13 protein-coding genes and 1 pseudogene are annotated in these 15794 nt (G+C 62.3%); 7 read left to right on the plus strand and 7 right to left on the minus strand.

What is annotated here, in order from left to right; translation table 11 throughout:
* Positions 1 to 121 precede the first annotated feature (121 nt).
* Entirely contained in the window at positions 122 to 667 is a 546-nt protein-coding gene (locus tag EBE87_RS23165) for a helix-turn-helix domain-containing protein (RefSeq protein ID WP_147426025.1), read from the plus strand.
* Here the strand turns inward: EBE87_RS23165 and EBE87_RS23170 are convergent.
* Positions 664 to 930, minus strand: coding sequence for a hypothetical protein (locus tag EBE87_RS23170; RefSeq protein ID WP_120637833.1), 267 nt, complete (start codon positions 928 to 930; stop codon positions 664 to 666). The two genes, EBE87_RS23165 and EBE87_RS23170, sit on opposite strands and share 4 nt — an antisense overlap.
* 159 nt (positions 931 to 1089) lie before the next feature.
* Between EBE87_RS23170 and EBE87_RS23175 the strand changes: the two genes are divergently transcribed.
* Positions 1090 to 1677 (plus strand): chemotaxis protein CheB, encoded by a 588-nt coding sequence (locus tag EBE87_RS23175; protein WP_267898277.1) that lies wholly within the window; start codon positions 1090 to 1092, stop codon positions 1675 to 1677.
* Positions 1678 to 1788: 111 nt separating this feature from the next.
* On the opposite strand, the gene EBE87_RS23180 is transcribed toward EBE87_RS23175, so the two are convergent.
* Entirely contained in the window at positions 1789 to 2541 is a 753-nt protein-coding gene (locus EBE87_RS23180; RefSeq protein ID WP_408887762.1) for a methylenetetrahydrofolate reductase, read from the minus strand.
* Positions 2542 to 2779: 238 nt separating this feature from the next.
* On the opposite strand from EBE87_RS23180, the gene EBE87_RS23185 reads away from it, so the two are divergent.
* Genes EBE87_RS23185 through EBE87_RS23195 form a run of 3 tightly spaced genes read left to right on the plus strand, consistent with a single transcriptional unit; the run spans position 2780 to position 8794 of the window.
* Entirely contained in the window at positions 2780 to 5563 is a 2784-nt protein-coding gene (locus tag EBE87_RS23185; protein WP_120637830.1) for a class I SAM-dependent DNA methyltransferase, read from the plus strand.
* The gene (locus EBE87_RS23190) at positions 5560 to 7614 is read left to right on the plus strand and encodes a pseudomurein-binding repeat-containing protein (RefSeq protein ID WP_120637829.1); all 2055 of its coding nucleotides are present in this window, start codon (positions 5560 to 5562) and stop codon (positions 7612 to 7614) included. Before EBE87_RS23185 ends, EBE87_RS23190 begins: the two co-directional genes overlap by 4 nt.
* A complete protein-coding gene (locus tag EBE87_RS23195) occupies positions 7607 to 8794 on the plus strand; it encodes a GIY-YIG nuclease family protein (RefSeq protein WP_120637828.1) in 1188 nt (395 codons plus the stop codon). Before EBE87_RS23190 ends, EBE87_RS23195 begins: the two co-directional genes overlap by 8 nt.
* Before the next feature lie 98 nt (positions 8795 to 8892).
* Here EBE87_RS23195 and EBE87_RS23200 read toward each other — a convergent pair whose 3' ends face one another.
* From EBE87_RS23200 to EBE87_RS29970, 3 genes are all read right to left on the minus strand, one after another.
* Positions 8893 to 9438, minus strand: a complete 546-nt coding sequence (locus EBE87_RS23200; protein WP_120637827.1) for a hypothetical protein — start codon at positions 9436 to 9438, stop codon at positions 8893 to 8895.
* A gap of 107 nt (positions 9439 to 9545) precedes the next feature.
* Positions 9546 to 9887 carry a hypothetical protein gene (locus EBE87_RS23205; RefSeq protein WP_199707285.1) on the minus strand — a complete coding sequence of 114 codons (342 nt, stop codon included), beginning with the start codon at positions 9885 to 9887 and terminating at the stop codon, positions 9546 to 9548.
* Positions 9888 to 9921: 34 nt separating this feature from the next.
* Complete coding sequence (locus tag EBE87_RS29970; protein ID WP_233553151.1) at positions 9922 to 10908, minus strand: HNH endonuclease; 987 nt, start codon at positions 10906 to 10908, stop codon at positions 9922 to 9924.
* A gap of 165 nt (positions 10909 to 11073) precedes the next feature.
* Here EBE87_RS29970 and EBE87_RS28775 point away from each other — a divergent pair, with 165 nt between their 5' ends.
* The gene (locus EBE87_RS28775; protein ID WP_147426024.1) at positions 11074 to 12090 is read left to right on the plus strand and encodes a hypothetical protein; all 1017 of its coding nucleotides are present in this window, start codon (positions 11074 to 11076) and stop codon (positions 12088 to 12090) included.
* A gap of 162 nt (positions 12091 to 12252) precedes the next feature.
* On the opposite strand, the gene EBE87_RS23225 is transcribed toward EBE87_RS28775, so the two are convergent.
* Positions 12253 to 13713 carry a hypothetical protein gene (locus EBE87_RS23225; RefSeq protein ID WP_120637824.1) on the minus strand — a complete coding sequence of 487 codons (1461 nt, stop codon included), beginning with the start codon at positions 13711 to 13713 and terminating at the stop codon, positions 12253 to 12255.
* Positions 13714 to 14227: 514 nt separating this feature from the next.
* On the opposite strand from EBE87_RS23225, the gene EBE87_RS23230 reads away from it, so the two are divergent.
* Positions 14228 to 15112 (plus strand): hypothetical protein, encoded by an 885-nt coding sequence (locus tag EBE87_RS23230; RefSeq protein WP_120637823.1) that lies wholly within the window; start codon positions 14228 to 14230, stop codon positions 15110 to 15112.
* Positions 15113 to 15403: 291 nt separating this feature from the next.
* Here the strand turns inward: EBE87_RS23230 and EBE87_RS29140 are convergent.
* Positions 15404 to 15794: pseudogene (locus EBE87_RS29140) on the minus strand (hypothetical protein); the annotation flags it as partial.

Genomic DNA, 15794 nt, shown 5'->3' on the forward strand with positions numbered 1-15794 from the left:
CCTATCCCGCCTTGCCGGGCGGAACGAAGCAACACAGACCTTCAGGATAGGCCCCCGCGCTGAAAGCCGCAAGATTGCGGGTGGGGAAACTGCGCCCTGTTGGCGGCCCAGGAGCATGGGCATGCCTGCCTCACCACGCCCGGCGCGTGCCGGATCTGTGCGCGTTGCCGCTTGGCAGCGCCAGCGCCTCGGCGACGCCGACCGGCGCCGCATCATGGAGGCCGCCCGCCGCCTGGAGCGGCGCAGCCACCAGCCCGGCATGCATGGGGGCGCTCTGCGCCGCACCGGGATCCTGGTGCTGTGGACGCTGCTCTACCGCGGCCCCTCGCGGCATGGGGTCTGTGATCCCAGCATCGGCCAGCTCGCGGAATGGTCCGACTGCGCCCGCTCGACGGTGCAGGAAGCCATTCGCCGCATCGAGGCCGCCGGCATCATGGGCCACGTGCGGCGTGGCCTGGTGGTCGCCGGCCGCTGGTGCCAGTGGACCTCGGCCTATCTCTTCGCCGCCCCGGCGCAGTGGGCGCAAAGCGATACCGGAACCCGGTCAGCCGAAGTCTCTCTAGTGAAAAAGAAAGCTCAGGAAGGGGGATGGGGAGGGGAGGGCAGCCCCTTGCCGGCGGCCGAGCGCCAGGGGCTGGCTGAGAAATGGGGGCTGGCGATGGCCTAGATGGGTTTCCGCTTCGGCGGCACCGGCCAGACAAAAGGGGCGGGCAGCCGCTGGTGATCCAGCCAGCCGTCTACCAGCTTCAGCGCCTGCTCATAGGAGAAGCCGGTCTTGCCGTCATAGGGGTGGCCGGCCAACTGGAGGCGGGTGCTGACGCCGGCCGTGCGGATCTCGGCGCCCCGATAGCGCCAGATCGTCCAGACGCCCTTAGTGCCTTGCTGGCGCGGCTCGTGATGCGGGATCAGTTCTGGATGCTGCTCACTCATGCGGCAGATCTAGCGCGGGGCAGGGCAGGGGTCACGCGCGGCCGGATTGCGGCAAGCCCGGCCGGGGGCTTTAGCAGGGCACGATAATCAACGGTTACAGGATCACTGCTTGCGCGGCTGTCCATTGCGGCAGAGGAATATTCTTCCTATGTAATGAAGATGGCACGCCCGCGCAATTTGGTTGTGGTCGGTGGCGGAGGGCGAGGCGCCGTCGAGGCTTTATGCTTGCTTCTGGATGATCTGCCTGTCCCCATGTCTGCCCGAATCCTGGTAGCGATCGAAGACCCACTGCAGACCGTGGAGAGCATGAGGGCGGCGCTCCAGGGGCACACCCGTCTCACGGTCTCGATGGCCCAGGACGGGGATGTGGTGCCACCTGAGTGCGTCTGCTTAGCGCCGCAGGACCAGCATCTCGCTATCGGACCCGACTTTCGGGTCATGCTCCAGCGCGGTGATTTGATCCACGGCAAGCGTCCCGCAGCCGACGTTCTGTTCTCGTCAGCCGCGCAGCACTTCGGCAACCAGGTGATCGGCGTCATTCTGAGTGGTGGCAAAGAGGACGGCGTGGCCGGCTTTCGCGACATCCACGCGGCGGGCGGCTTGAGGTTGATCCAGTCTCCCTCCACCGCGACCAATCCCGGCATGCCCTTGTGGGGGACACTCGAGGATCACCCTGATCTCCTCTGTGCTCCGCAGGAGATGGGGCCGCTGCTGGGCCATCTGCTGCGGGGAGACGCCCTGTTCTGAATCCTGCGGACTGTGGCAGGCGGCGCCGGCCGGAAGCGCTAACACGATAATAGAACGGTATCGCGTGCCGCCGACCGCGAATTGGATGCCGCAGGTGGGTGGAATGCGGGCCTAGCTGGGCAGCAGATCGGTCAGGTATGCAGCGAGATTCACTCGGATCGGCATGAAGTAGACGTTGCCGCCGAAGCCCTGGATGGCTCGGACGGCCTTAGTCGCGAAGTCACGGTTCCAATCCAAGGTCGGGACGAAGCCAGCCGGGAAGATCACTCGGTTCGTCGTCTCCCAATAGGCCTGTGATTTCTGCCCCAGGACAGGGGCAACGCCCCAGAAGACGTCCTGGCCATGAAGCATCTCAGCACAGATTTCCAGCAGCCGCAGGTCGAACAGTGGTTGGGTGAAGAAGCCGTCGGCTCCGGCCTCGAGCTTGCGATGCACGGCTGTCATCTCGTCTCGGAAGCCTGCCCGATATGGGTCGAAGGCGGCATAGACTCGCAGATTGGGCGAGTGGCGCTTGAAGCGCCGGATGATGTCCTCGCTGCTGTTCGGGTAGGTTCTATGGCCCATGTCGTGCGGCGGATCGCCACGGACGACAAGAACCTCTCGGAGGCCGGCCGCTTCAATGGCGTCTGCTATCGGCAGTTCTTCGCCAGGGGGAATATCAATCGCCCGAATGTGCGGGATGGAGGCGGGTAGGATGCCGCTGGTGAGCTTGCAGGCATCCCAGCTGCGCGTAGGGAACCGCATCAGGTCGGGGATGTTGAAGGCATTGACCTGCGGCATAACTGACCGAACCATCGCCGCATCAGTCAGTAGTTCCGCTTCGCCCCGTGGGATCAATTCGACCGAGATTCTCATGGCCGCAATGTCATCGGAACCGGTCGAGGCGACAAGGTCCGCTTCAGGTCGGAGGCGGACATGCTCCGCCGGGCCAGGCCCCGAAGTCCAGCCGGACTGTGGCAGCCCGCAGCATCGCTGCTCCCCATGCACGATAAAAGAAATTATCGTGCTAAGACTAAGCTGAGAGCATCGCCGCTAGGCTCGACGCGCTCGGGACAACGCCGTAGTTTAGCATAATTCAAGTTTCAGTTGCTGGACGGGTAAAATGAACGCCGTTGAGATCGAGCAAGCCGTATCGGCCCTTGCAGAACAGTCTTTTGATCGATCCGCGTTTCCCTATGCTTTTCTAGCAGCCTTCGGCAACAAGGACACCACGCTTAAGCGACTGCGCAGCGGCGCATCGAACAAGTCCGACCTTGGTGGTGTGCTACAAACCAACAACATTCATATCGCCACCTGTGAGCCAGGCGCCGTCACCAACACTCTGCATGCCCTAAAGGCCAGCCCGGCAACGGGCCGCGCCAAAGCAAAATTCATCCTCGCAACCGATGGCAACAGTCTGGAAGCTGAGGATTTGGTGAGTGGCGACACGGTCGCCTGCGCCTATCGCGATTTCGCCGACCATTTTGGTTTCTTCCTGGCGCTGGCCGGAATTTCGACCGTGAAGGAAATTCGCGAAAGCTCCTTCGACATCCGGGCGACCAGTCGCCTCAACCGCCTCTATGTCGAGCTGCTGAAGGACAATCCGGACTGGGGCAGCGCAGCGCGCCGACCGGACATGAACCACTTCATGGCGCGGCTGATCTTCTGCTTCTTTGCCGAGGACACAGATATCTTTGGCGGCAGGGGAAAGTTCACCGAAACTGTCGCGCGGATGAGCGCAGGGGATTCGACCAATACGCACGAGGTCATCGCCACGCTATTCCGCGTCATGAATACCAAGCGGGAGAACCGGGCAGCTGACGGGCTTCCCCGGTGGGCCAACACCGACAACTTCCCCTATGTCAACGGGCAGTTGTTTTCTGGTGGCGACGAAGTACCGCGATTCAGCAAGATCGCTCGGTCCTACCTGTTGCACGTCGGTAGCCTCGATTGGACCAAGATCAACCCTGACATTTTCGGTTCGATGATCCAGGCCGTTGCCGAGGACGAGGAGCGCGGCGAGCTGGGGATGCACTACACCAGTGTCCCCAACATCCTGAAGGTGCTGAATCCGCTACTCCTAGACGAGCTGCGGGCAAAGCTGGAGGAAGCGGGCGATAACGCCCGCATGCTGCTCAACCTGCGCAAGCGCATCGCCAAAATCAGGGTTTTCGACCCGGCCTGCGGTTCGGGCAATTTCCTGGTCATCGCCTACAAGGAAATGCGCGCCATTGAGGCTGAGGTCAACCAGCGGCGCGGCGAGCCAGATCGTGCATCAGAAATTCCGCTCACTAACTTTCGCGGGATCGAGCTGCGCGATTTCTCGGCGGAGATAGCACGTCTTGCACTGGTCATCGCCGAGTACCAGTGCGACGTGCTCTATCGCGGTCAGAAGCTAGCCTTGGCGGAGTTTCTACCTCTGCGCAACGAGAATTGGATTACCTGCGGCAACGCGCTGCGGCTCGACTGGTTGAGCGTTTGTCCGCCGACTGGAACCGGCGTGAAGGTTCAGGCAGACGACTTGTTCGAGACGCCACTCGATCAGGCAGAGATTGATTTCGAGAACGAAGGGGGCGAGACCTACATCTGCGGCAACCCACCTTATCTGGGATCACGCGACCAGAAGGAGGAACAAAAGGCAGACCTGCGGCTTCTCTTTGACAAACGACTCTCAAACTGGAAGTCACTTGACTATGTCGCCGGATGGTTCGTGAAAGCGGCAGACTATTCCACAAAGACAAGGTCGATTGCAGCCTTCGTTTCTACCAACTCCATCTGCCAAGGCTTGCAAGTTCCGGTTCTTTGGCCGGAGATCTTCGCTGCTGGTTGTCAGATCGAGTTTGCCTACACGTCCTTCCGATGGGCCAACCTAGCTAGTCATAATGCAGGCGTGACTGTTGCAATCATTGGCATTACCTCGGACCCACGGAGCACGCGACGCCTGTTTTCGCTGGACGACAATGGACAAACCATTGAGCGCCAATGCGCACATATCAATGCCTACCTAGCAGTCGGCGAAAGTGTCATTGTGGAAAAGGCTAGCCGCCCGGCTGACTCTCGCGGCGACATGACTTTCGGGAACATGCCGTTGGATGGCGGTCACTTGCTTCTCTCGCGGGAACAGCTTGATGGGTTACAACTTACCCCAGCTCAAGAGCGTCGTTTTGTCCGTCGCATCTACGGCTCCGCGGAGTTTATTCGCGGCCTGGTGCGTTACTGCCTTTGGATTAAAGACGAGGATTTGGCAGAAGCGCTAGGAATTCCGCCGATCGCTCAGCGCATTGAAGATGTGCGCAGGATGCGTCGCAATGGTGGCGCGACCGCCAAGGATCTCGCGGATAGACCGCACCAATTCCAGAGAACGATTACTGGCAAACAGTCAACGCTAATTGTTCCTAGAGTCTCATCTGAAACACGAGAGTATTTGCCATGTGGTTATGAGCCAGGTGGATCAATCGCTTCTGATGCGGTCTGCGCCATGTACGACGCGCCTCTTTGGAACATGGCGCTGATCGCCTCGCGCCTTCACATCGTTTGGGTTGGAGCGGTATGCGGCAAGATGAAGACCGACTTTCGCTACTCCAACACTCTCGGCTGGAACACCTTTCCGATTCCGACGCTTACCGATAAGAACAAGGCCGACCTAACCCGCTGTGCTGAGGACATCCTGCTGGCTCGCGAGGCACATTTCCCGGCAACCGTTGCCGACCTCTACAACCCCGATTCCATGACGGCCGATCTGCGCGTTGCCCATGATCGCAACGACGAGGTGCTGGAGCGTATCTACATCGGCCGTCGCTTCAAGAACGACACCGAACGCCTGGAAAAGCTCTTCGAGCTTTACACGAAGATGATGGCCGGCCAGGGCACGGCCAGGAAAAAGAAAAAGCCGGAGGCCGTCGCGTGACCACGCCCACCCAATCCGTCCCGTCAGTCTCTGTCGCCTATAGCCGCAATGGCGGCTCGACCAAGGCCAACGCGCTCGGCATGCGCCCGATGCAGGAGCGCGCCTATGAGAAGCGGGGGGAGCAGTACCTGCTGATCAAATCCCCGCCCGCCTCGGGCAAGAGCCGCGCGCTCATGTTCATCGCCCTCGACAAGCTCCATAACCAGGGGTTGCGCCAGGCCATTATCGTGGTGCCGGAGCGGTCGATCGGCTCCAGCTTCGCCGATGAGAAGCTGACGCAGCACGGCTTCTGGGCGGATTGGACCGTTGTCCCGCAATGGAACCTCTGCAATGCCCCAGGCACGGATGGCGGCAAGGTTAATGCCGTCGGCACCTTCCTCGCCAGCGCCGACAAGGTGCTGGTCTGCACCCACGCCACCTTCCGCTTCGCCGTAGAGAAGTTCGGCGTGGCTGCGTTCGACGACCGGCTGATTGCCGTGGATGAATTCCACCACGTTTCCGCCAACCCAGAAAACCGTCTCGGCCTGCATCTCACCGAGTTCATTGCACGCGACCGTGTGCACCTGGTGGCGATGACTGGATCCTATTTCCGCGGCGATGCAGAGGCCGTGCTCAGCCCTACGGACGAGGCAAAATTCGAGACCGTCACATATACGTACTACGAGCAGCTCAATGGCTATGAGCATCTGAAGCAGCTCGATATTGGCTACTTCTTCTATTCAGGCTCCTACAGCGACGACATCCTGAAGGTGCTTGACCCTACCGAGAAGACGATCATCCACATTCCCAGCGTCAACTCGCGGGAGAGCACGAAGGACAAGATCCGGGAGGTCGAGCACATCATCGAGGAGCTCGGCGACTGGCAGGGCACGGACCCCGTCACGGGCTTCCAGCTTGTGAAGACCCCGGATGGCCGGCTACTGCGCATCGCCGACCTGGTGGATGATGACGCCGCCAAGCGCGACCGCGTCTCCGCCTCCCTGAAGGACCCGACCCAGAAGCACAACCGAGACCATGTGGACATCATCATCGCCCTCGGCATGGCGAAGGAAGGCTTCGACTGGGTCTGGTGCGAACATGCGCTCACTGTTGGCTATCGATCGAGCCTTACCGAGATCGTCCAGATCATCGGCCGCGCCACACGCGATGCTCCTGGAAAAGCCTGCGCCCGCTTCACCAACCTGATCGCGGAACCGGATGCCGCTGAGAAAGCCGTCGCCGAAGCCGTCAACGACACGCTGAAGGCCATCGCCGCCAGCCTGCTGATGGAGCAGGTTCTTGCCCCCCGCTTCGAGTTCAAGCCGAAAAATGTCGAGAGCGGGCCCACCCCTGGATTCGACTACGGCGAAGGCGGCTATGACCCGGCGAAGTGCAACGTCGGTTTCAATGAGGAGAAGGGTAAGTTCCAGATTGAGATCAAAGGCCTGGCGGAGCCAAAAAGTCCTGAGGCCAGCCGCATTTGCCAGCAGGATCTGAACGAAGTCATCGCCGCTTTTGTCCAGGACAAAAGCGCGATTGAACGGGGCTTGTTCGATCCTGATCTTGTGCCGGAGGAACTCACCCAGGTGCGAATGGGGAAGATCATCAAGGACCGTTACCCAGAGCTGGACGAAGCGGACCAGGAGGCCGTGCGCCAGCACGCGATCGCCGCGCTAACCCTGACGCAGAAGGCCAAGGAGGCCGCGCTCGGTAGTGGCGATGACGAGAGGGGGCCGAACACCGCCTTCGTCGAGGGCGTGCGCCAATTCGCTATGAACGTACGAGATCTTGACATCGATTTGATTGATAGCATCAACCCATTCGGCGAAGCTTATTCGATCCTAGCCAAGACTATGAGCGAGGAGAGCCTGAAACAGGTTCAGGCCATCATCAGCGCCAAGCGGGTGAACCTTACGTTGGAAGAGGCGCGCGACCTGGCGAAGCGGGCCTTGAGGTTCAAGCAGGAGCGCGGCCGGCTTCCCTCCATCACTTCGCCGGACGCTTGGGAAAAGCGCATGGCTGAGGGCGTGGCCTTTCTTGCACGCATGAAGGCGGAGGCTGCACGTGGCTAAGTTTACCGATGAGGACGATGCCCTTCTCGAGGAGCTTGGGGTCGAGGTTGATGCCAAGCGCGAGGGTAGCCGCACGCCCCGTGAGGAGCGCATCATCGCGGGCTTCGAGGAGATCCAGCGCTTCGTTGAAGAGCACGGCCGCTCACCCCAGCATGGAGAGGAGCGGGACATCTTCGAGCGGCTCTATGCCGTGCGGCTTGATCGGCTGCGGGAGCTTGAAGAAGCTCGGACCCTGCTTGCCTCCCTCGATCATCAGGGGCTGCTCTCGGCCGGGCCGTCAGCCGGCGAGGCCAGCCCTGACGACATGGACGATGACGAGCTGCTGAGCCAGCTCGGCGTAGACCTGCCGGCGATCGCCGACATGACGAATTTGCGCCACGTGCGGACGGCGGCGGAAAAGCGCGCGGCGGAAGAGATCGCCAACCGCGACCGCTGCGAAGACTTCGACCACTTCAAGCTGCTGTTCCAGCAGGTACAGAAGGAACTTGATGGCGGGATTCGGCAGACGCGACCCTTCGAGCTCAAGGCGGAGATTAGGCCTGGGAGCTGGTTTATCGTCGGCGGCCAGAAAGCTTACGTCGCCGAGGTCGACGAGCTGTTCACCAATGCGCAGGGCCGGACCGACGCCCGCCTTCGCGTCATCTTCGACAATGGCACCGAGAGCAACATGCTGATGCGCTCGCTCCAGAGGGCGCTGAACAAGGACGACGCTGGACGGCGGATCACCGATCCGGTGGCTGGACCCTTGTTCTCGGGAGAGCGGGAGCAGGACGACCAGGCGAGCGGCACGATCTACGTGCTACGGAGCAAGTCGGACCATCCTACCGTCTCGGCTAACCGCAACCTGGTGCACAAGATCGGCGTCACCAACATCGGCGTGCAGCAGCGCATCGCCGGTGCGCGGCTTCAGCCAACCTTCCTCATGGCAGATGTCGAGGTCGTCGCGATTTACGAGCTCTTCAACATCAATCGGACACGACTTGAAAACCTGATCCACCGGGTCTTCGACCCAGCGCGGCTCGACATTGAAGTCAAAGATAGGTTTGGGAACCCCGTCGTCCCTCGCGAATGGTTCCTGGCTCCTCTCTTCGCGATCGACGAAGCGGTCGAACGGATCAAAGACGGCACGATCACTCAATACGTCTATGATCCTTCCACTGCTCGGCTTCAGCGGCAGTAGCCATCGTCCGATAACTAGGAACCTGAATATTGGCTCGTTCACCGGCAGCAACGACCAGCAACGGTGATACCGGGATGGTGGACGATGAGAATAGGCCTTTACCCATGCTCCACCTGATCAGCCACAACAGGCAACGGCTCGGTGGGTAACGGTCCGAAGAGCGTTTCGAGCACCTCATTCATAGTGTCGATGCGTCGGAACCGCGCGGCGGGAACCTTGCCGTGGTTCATGCGGAGGGGCCGCTCACCCGTTTCGCGGCGACCAATGCGTTTGGGGCTGCCGAACCCGGATAAGTCGTGCAGTGGTTGTCCGGGTGCGCCGCCGAACCACCAATAGCCCTTCATGTTCAGATCAAGGTCGACGGAGATCCAGATCACACAGCCGCTTGGCTTGGCCGCGAGAGACCGGCTGATAGAGACAGACCCTGGCCGGTCTCGCACACCCGTCTTGAACTGGATATGCCGCACGATCGCGCCGCGCCCCATGACCAGATCATAGCCGTGAGCGTCGAACTCGGATCTCAGGACTTCCACGTCCACGATGCCGCGCTGCCACAGCGTGCGCAGAGCCTCACCTACAAACACATGCTCAACAATCCGTTCTCGGAGCGTCGAGTAGAGGGAGTGCGCCTCCAGTTCTGCCACGAGCTATTTGCTCACTAGCCATGACAGAAACTGAATATCAACTCCATCACCGGCAGCCGTGACTTGAGCAAAGAGGATAGGCAAAACATGGAAAATGAAGGGAGCCGTCATAGCTTGCGAAATACGCCCTCTACATCCGCCACAGACGTCTGATTGTCGAAGCTGTGGAGCATAGTGCCCGACTGGGTACGATCCCTAATTTCAATCTTTTCTGTCGCATGATTGTAGGCGAACGCGTACCGGGTGCCACTGATAGTAACCCAGAGAACATTGGCGAGCCCACCAGCATACTGCTTGATCTCGATCGAGCCCGGTTCACCTCGCCAGATGATCCCGCCGAGCAATGCCAATGCTATTCCCTTAACTTGTCCGGCATGATGATCTGCTCGCCCCATGACCCCGTCGGCGTAACGGTGTAGCACATCCACATCGGTTGCTGTGATTGGCATGCTCTCCCTCTCCTGCCGCCGTTCAGTTTAACCTTCAGTTACCATGTAAGAAGACATTGGTGCGGTGAAACGTGAGATATGTCATCTGACCCGGACTAAAGGCGCCGACGTTAGGCGGCGGTTCTACGGCAACGCCGAGACGGGCAATCTCCTGTGCATCGATCTGCGGTGAGATCAAGATCTGACCATCCGCGCGGAACGAGATGTAGCCCCGGTCAAAGAGGTGGTCGATGTTGGGCGAGAGCAGCAGACCATTATGACCATCGAGTCGCTCGGCGTTGCTGACGCAGGCCCGCCAAGGCTTGATGTGGCTGGCCCGCAGCAGACGGCGATCCGAAACTCGGGTCACACGGCACGCCTGCTCAACGGCTTCCACATTCAGCCGGAAGCGCCCCTGGCCACGACGGGCCTCCACCACGGCACGACGGGTTGTCTCGTCGAGATTGGCATCCCGTCGCAGCGCCTCTTCAAGCGCATCATCCACCTCACGGACGGCGCCATCGTCGTCGCCAGTGCCGTGACCCTGCAGAAGAAACTCACTGCCCCAGGTTCCGAGACGGTTCAGCAGCACCTGCGCCATCGTGTCTGGGAGCGCCGCCAGGTAGAGGTGCTGAACACCATCGCCCGTGCTCGCGATCAAGGGCGAGTACTTCTCCGGAAGATAGGGCCGCAGCTCCTCTATGAAGGCTTTTGGCCGCAGCGGTTGCGGCACCGGATGCCAGTCGACCGGGACCATCCAGCCATCCTGCTCCCAACGCATTCCGGCCGAACCAAACTCACTGGGTCGGGGGCAGGAGGCCGCGGGGCGAGTGACAAAGCCCGCCTGACGAATTTCACCGTCGGCGTAGGAGAATACAACGTCGCCAGGGAGGACCCGTCGCAGGTTGTCGTAGGAGACGTTGCGGCTGCCATCGCGCTTGGTCTTGGGCGACCAAATGTATCGGCCATCCACCTCATGGCGATAGGTTTGCTTGTGATTGACCCACCAGAAGGACATTGCGCCAGGCTCGCTGAGATACATTGCGTTGATCAGATGGGCCCATCTCTCTGCCAGAGGGCCTTCTCCCTGTCTCTCTACCGCCTGAAATGTTTCGCGCATAGATTGATCTACAGGCGGTGATTCATCCATGATGTGTTTGGGTGAGCGGCGCCGCCATACGCGCGGGGCGGACGAGTGGGGTGATGCATGTATAAAAGTGCCAGCCGGTTCTTGAACTCCATGCGCGCAACCACGATGGCTGGCACCGGCTTCGGTGTGAAGCTGCCGAGCGCAAGCGGTGGATCGGCACGATCGTCACGCTACCTCCTCGAACCGCCGACTCTGCTCGAAGGGGAAGCCATCGGTGATGTTCACCCCGACCGTGACCGGTTTCTGCAAGGGGTTAACGCACAGCTGCGAGCTCTGACATCGGCGGGCGTGCGCCGATGTGCTGATCAGGCGGAGAAGCTGAATGAGCTTGGCTTTCGCAACGCGCGAGGTGGGTTGTGGAATGAGCGCTTGCTTCAACTCATGCTGATGCGGCTGCAGCCCTATCGCGCCAAGATGCGCCTCGCACACCAGGCCAAAACGCAAGCAACTCCGCCACAGCCTCAGGCTCCAGACCTGATCAAGGTGGAACCGCAGCGTCGGAGCGGAGGCGGCGTCAACCGGCGCGGTGTCGATGGCAAGGTGTGGTTAACCTTCCCATCGTTGACATGGACGTCGGTGCAAACAGCCCTGGGCCACCAGGCTGACGCCGTGATGGCGCCGTGCCAGGTTCGTCAGATCCATGAGGACCTGCGTCTCGAGTTTCCAGCGCATTACGCACTGCCGGAGTGTCTCGTGCACTGGATGGCGAAGCAGCGGCCTGTTGCTGAATTGACCTTGATGCTGGCCAGTGTTCCGGCAGAGGGTCGCGCATCCATGTCCCTCCACCCGAGTATCGCTGATGGGCTGCGACACTGCGCTGTTCGGGAGGTCACGGTGTACTACGAGCGCCGCGATGATCCGGCAGACGGCCGGTATCAAGCACAACAGCACAGCGTGTTGCACCGCGCCACAGGGAGTGGACAGAGCGCGCTGCTCTCGATCCTGATGGACACAGACGGAGGAGGCAGCCGACACCGCCTCCCGCCTTCTGTGCTGCAAGGCTACCTCAAAGCGGGTGGCTGGCGCATCGAGTTTGCCTGGAACATGCTCTCACTCACGACACCAATGCGCTGAAGTAGGTCGTCACGCCCTCTGGGTACTGACAGAAACAGCTCACCCGGTTGGGCGGCAGGCACACTGGCGCGTCGAGCAGCCAAGATCGGTGCCAGGACCTTTCGCTTGTTCTCACCGCAGGTCGCCAGGAAACGCTGCCAATGATATGTCACTCGCGCACCGCTACTTGCGCTTAATCCGTGGTGATAACCCACAGACGGTCAGATACCCCTTTGTGATGGCGTGATGGGTTTGCGCTTCGGTGCTCACCGGCACGATCAGGGAGTCATGCACGGGGAGGGCGAGGATGCCCTGCTGGCGCAGCAACCGCATCGCCAGGGTCATCGCCTCGGCTTCCCGCGCCGCGAGGTAATGGGTCACCAGATGATGTGCCGGCTGCCCCACTTGCGCCACCAACTCCTCGGGCACTACCAGGGCGGGCTGCGCCAGGGCCGGAAAGCGCCGCATCACCGCGGCTCCGACGTCTTTGATTGGAGGGAGCTGTGCCACCACATCGGGCGCGAGCGAACGCGACCAGAAGGTCGGTGGCCGTCCTTTGCCGCAGGCTTCCATCACCCACTGCTTGACGACCGGCCGTGCAAATCCGTGCCCTTCATAAGGATTCCCATCAGGAGGTGGCGAACCCAGCAGGCCCAGCAGCAGCGCCAAGTGCGAAGCGCTGACATCCAACTCCACCACCGCTTCGCCGCCGATCTGCAACCGCGCCCGCTGCGCCGCGCCGAGGCTGGCATAGCTGCTAACATGCCCGGCTCCGGCATCGCCGCCGTTGCCCACGGCGTACCAGCGCCCCTGCAAGAGCCGGGAGCCGCTGAACACCCGATACCATTGCGGTGGGTAGCACGGCGTCTCATCCGGAAAGCGCACGGGGATAGCTGCGGCGAGGGCGTTCTGCGCTGCCACATCGTCCTCTAGGTCACGCCAGCCCGCGGCTGGTTCTGCGCCGGACGGCTCGGCCATCGCGCCGCCCGACCCCGGCGGCGCCGCGTCGCGCCAAGCGTCCCATGGCTGTTTCCGAAACGGCCGTAGTTCCAGCAGCGCCCGCGGCTGCGGTGCGCGCCGCGGCGTCGGCGCCCGAAAGGCCGCCCGGATCGTGGTGGGTGTCAGGCCATGCGCTTGGGCCAGCTGCAGCAGGGCGTCCGTTGGCCAGTACCGAGCCGACTTCCCCTTGCCACCCTGGCCCATGCGAAAGCGGTGCGTCGGGGGCAGGCGAACGCCGCCATGGTGCACGATCAGCGCCTCGGCCTTCAGCACCTCGATGACCGTCTTGAACACCCGTCGTCCGACAGTCTGAACGGGGTCCGTGATGGCCGCGGCGCTGGCATCGGCCGGTGCGGCCTTTGGCGTGAAGCTCTCGGCCTGGTTGCTGCGCCACGCCGGCCGCGGCCCGTCCGGGTGCCACCAGGCCCGCAGTAATCCGCCCACCATGGCACCGACCGCCTGCCGCAGCTTGAGTAGCCCGGCCGTGTGTCGCTGGTTCCTGCGGGTCTGCGGCGCCAGCTCAGCGGTGAGGACCTGCTCGACCAGTGTCGCCACCAGGGCTCTCGCCGCTGGGGTTCGCGGCGTCAGGTCGAGCGCCCAGAACACCGCGCGGTTCAGGAAGGCCGGGGAACCGATGGGCGCCACTACCGTGTCGCTTGGCGCTGACGCAGGCTTACGATGGGCTGCCCTGTGCGGCGTTGGGATGGCAGAACCCGAGGGTGGAATCTTGTGCCGCGCCGCCCCACCCTGCCGCCGATGTTCCAACTTTTGGTTCCGGTTATGCCTCTCTCTGTTCTTATGCGCTGGACGACGTGTCGTCCAGCGCTCGGTCATGTCTAGTCAAGGGCTCTGGAGCCTGTCTCAGGTTGAAAAATACATTGGAATAGAAGGGTAAAAACCGGACGCGATTTTCGATGATTAATCGTAACAAACGTGACGCGGTAGCCCTGCGTGACCCACTGCCATGTCGGCTGTCTTGCAAGAGCCGGAAGAGGGAGGTTGAGGCACGTCACCCGCCTGGATGGTGCCTCTCATGTCAGACTGGCAGAGTGGTATGAGGTCGTGGTCAGCTCCCTTGTCATCCTTGCAGGACCCCATGCCACCCGTGTCCGACACACCTGACCCTTTGCCCCCGCCGCAACCTGCCAACCATGTCCTGATGGTGCGGGTGGACGACGGCATGCTGATGGCGTCGCGGCCCTGCACACCGGAGGAGCGCGACGCGGCGGTCGCGGTGGTGTCGGCGGCCATCCTCGGCGTGCGTCCGGACCAACTGCCGCCGCCCTTCATCGGCTGGATGCCCGCGATCTCCTGGGCCAAGGTTGGCACTGCGCCGGACCCCTTCGGGGACACTTTGCCGCGCAACCTGAAGACGCCGCCCAACGAAGGGGCGCAGGTGCGCCTCAGTGCCATCCGGGCGGGCTCGGTGTTCTTTCAGGTCAAGACCGCCTCGCGCACCATCCGTTGTGATCTGGACCCCTGGTTCGACACGCTGACACCGCTGGTGCGTGTTGCACAGATCCTGCGCGATGGCGGCTTTCCCTGGATTGTGTCGGAAGACCGCATCCGCATTGTCACGCGTCCGGTGCCCGAGGCCCCCACGGCCTTGCGCCTCCTCGTCCTGGACTGGCAGTGCAGCGAGATCCATGCCGTGGTGGAGCGCGCCGCATTCCTGGCCCAATGGCGCCAGATGCTGGAGGCAATTGCCGACACTGAGCATCTCGCCCACAGGGGCGTGCTGCACGGAGAGCTACCAGATACCGTGGTGCACGAGCAGGCCGATGCCGCGTGGCAACGCTTGGTCGCCGCCGGCACGCCCGACGATGAGGATGATGAAGCCGAAGCCCTGTTCGTCGGCGCCTACATCGCCCGCCGCATTCGCCTGACCCCGCGCCAGCAGGCCTATATGGCGGCCGAGCGGCAGATGCTGCGCACCTTGGTCATCCCGGAAGAATGGCCCCCTCTCGTGGGCCCCGATGGCCGCGACGAGGAAGAGGTCGAGATCCTGCTGGACGACGCTGCGGACGCGCCAGGCCGGGAGTAAACCGAACCCGCGGCCGGCTCCTGCCGCCGCCAGACTGTTCCAACGAACCAGAGGCCTGGGGCCCCTGGACCAGGCGGAACCGCGAACTTGAGCCTGTGCCAGCGTCCTCTATCAGCAAGCTGCAAGGATCGGCTGCCAGGGCAGAGATGCCAGGCTTGCACCCGGGTGGAGTCCCGCTGCACCGCGACCAGTTGGCGCAGCAATCGGAAAGGCCGCGAGGCCCTGTCCCAACCCTGGGCCGGGGCCTCACCTCATCCGAGCTCCTCGCAGTGCTGGCTGTCCTGCCAACCCTCATGTTGATCCGACCCGAAGCTTCCGCTCCTGCCGCCGCAACGCCTTCCGCCTTGCTGCGATGACGTCGTGATGCTGGCGCTGCGCCTGATGCGCCTGCGCCACGATGTAGTAGCGTTCCGTGGTCTCGAAGCCAGCATGTCCCAGCAGCTGTGCGGTGGCGCGCACATGATCCGGGTCCTCCAGTGCCATCGTGGTGGCAACGCAGTCGCGGAACAGGTGAGCATTCACCCTATGCCCGAAGCGCGGCTGGGTATGGCGGATGAGGGCCTTCCACTGCGCGCTCATGCTGAACGGCATGCCACATTGCGAGAGCCACAGGTGCTGCCCCGCCGGCCGCAGCGGCTGCGCCGGGTCGCGGCCGCCGCGCAACCGCAGCAGCCGCGGCCGG

The sequence above is a fragment of the Teichococcus wenyumeiae genome (assembly GCF_003696345.1).
GTDB lineage: Bacteria > Pseudomonadota > Alphaproteobacteria > Acetobacterales > Acetobacteraceae > Pseudoroseomonas > Pseudoroseomonas wenyumeiae.